Origin of the sequence: Clostridioides sp. ES-S-0108-01, from assembly GCF_020662285.1 — a bacterium.
In the GTDB taxonomy this organism is placed as follows: domain Bacteria; phylum Bacillota; class Clostridia; order Peptostreptococcales; family Peptostreptococcaceae; genus Clostridioides.
Window position 1 is genome coordinate 1 of sequence record NZ_JADGMN010000058.1, and the last position, 1,767, is coordinate 1,767.

The window sequence follows — 1,767 nt, forward strand, 5'->3', positions numbered from 1 at the left end:
TAGACTTTCTTTCAGTTACATTTTTAGTTTGCTCAAAAGCTGTTGAAAAAGCTTTAGTTACTTCTTGTAATTCTTCTTGACTAGCAGTTTTCAACATGGATGTAGCATTCGAAGTTTCTCCTGCTATATCACTCAAAGCTTCTTTTGTTATTACTTTTGCATCCGCCCAAGTCTTGCCAATAACATTTTTTATTCCAGAAATTTTTTCACCCCAACTTTTATCTGAAAGTGCTATTCCAACTGCTTCCACTACACCTCCAATTATATTTATTAAATTCCCAAAAACTAATTTTATTGTTCCTCCTACACGTTCCATAAGACCTGTTACAAAATCACCAAAAACACCAAACTTCTCTTGCAAAGACATTATAGCTACTTTATTATTAGAAATAGCAACAGACATTCCTGCAAAAGCTACAACTATAGCTCCTACAACGATTGGTAATAACATTGCACCTATGCTTGTAGCTCCTATGACTGCTTTAAGTAAACTTAATGATTTTATTGCACTACTAAAAGCAAAAGCTGTTTTAAGCACTAATATTGCTCCGACTACAGCCATTATACCAGGTATTAATACTTGAAATCCTGCTTTTATTTTATCGAAATTATTAACAAACTTTTCTACTACTCCAACTATAGCATCCCCAATTTGTGGCATTTTCTTAATTAAATCTTCTACAAATTGGCGCGTCATAGGACCTAATTTATTTCCTACACTTATCTTAACATCATCAATTGCGCTTTTTAAAATTTCAAATTGTCCTGACAAGGTATCTAATTTCATGTCAGCAATTCTCTTAGCTTCTCCTTCACTTTCTGCAATAGCTGTAGTTAACTTATTAAAATCACTTTCACTAGCATTTACTACAGCCGCCCAACCTGCCATAGCTGTACGACCAAATATAGAAGATATTGCAACACCTTTTTCAACATCTCCTAATCCACCAAGTTTTTCTCTTAAACTTCCTATAGTTCCTGCTAAGTCCAAACTTCCATTTTTATTTTTCTTTAATTCTATTCCATATTTTTTAATTGCAGATGCGGCTTCTTCTGGTGGCTTTATTAATCTAACTAGACCTCCTCTTAGCGAAGTACCTGCCATACTTCCCTTGACACTTGCACTAGCCATTAGACCTGTCGCAAGAGATAAATCTTTCATAGATACTCCTAATGCTCCACCCATAGAACCTACATATTTAAATGTTTCACCCATTAATTCAACACTTGTATTAGAATTAGTTATAGTTGCTGCCATTACGTCAACAAATTCAGTTGTATCATTTGCAGTTAGCCCCAATGCAGTTAAACCATCCGTCACTATATCCATCTTGTTATACACTAAGCTCTTTATCTTAGCTTCTATATATTTCTATATAGTTCAGACTATTTCATCACCCTCGACTTTACGTTAGGGTGTGGGATTTCGTGGATTTTCATCATATCTATAAGGACTTAGATTACTAGTCTAGTCGTTAAGCCTTTTACTTATTTCTAAATAAAGTGGCAATAGATTACCATATATAAATTTATACTTAGGCTTCCCTATTTTAACCCCATATTTTTTACTATAGATTTCTCTATAGCTGTCCAATATACTTTAGACGTTAGTGCCAAATCTGTTCCTCCTGCTGCTGCCAAGTTAAGAACGTCAGGAATTGCTTTTATCATTTGTTCGGACTTCCATCCTGCCATCTTTATTCATTGTCTAAGCTCTTTATCTTAGAACTATAGTTTCCTATAGAGTTGGACTATCTCTTTACCCTC

General features: G+C 34.4%; 2 protein-coding genes. Both read right to left on the reverse strand.

Annotated features, from left to right (window positions below):
• On the reverse strand, nt 1-1,330 hold a 1,330-nt coding region (locus tag IR152_RS19730; protein ID WP_227453506.1), incomplete at its 3' end, for a phage tail tape measure protein.
• Between the two features lie 215 nt (nt 1,331-1,545).
• A complete protein-coding gene (locus IR152_RS19735) occupies nt 1,546-1,695 on the reverse strand; it encodes a hypothetical protein (RefSeq protein ID WP_227453507.1) in 150 nt (49 codons plus the stop codon).
• Between the last annotated feature and the right edge of the window lie 72 nt (nt 1,696-1,767).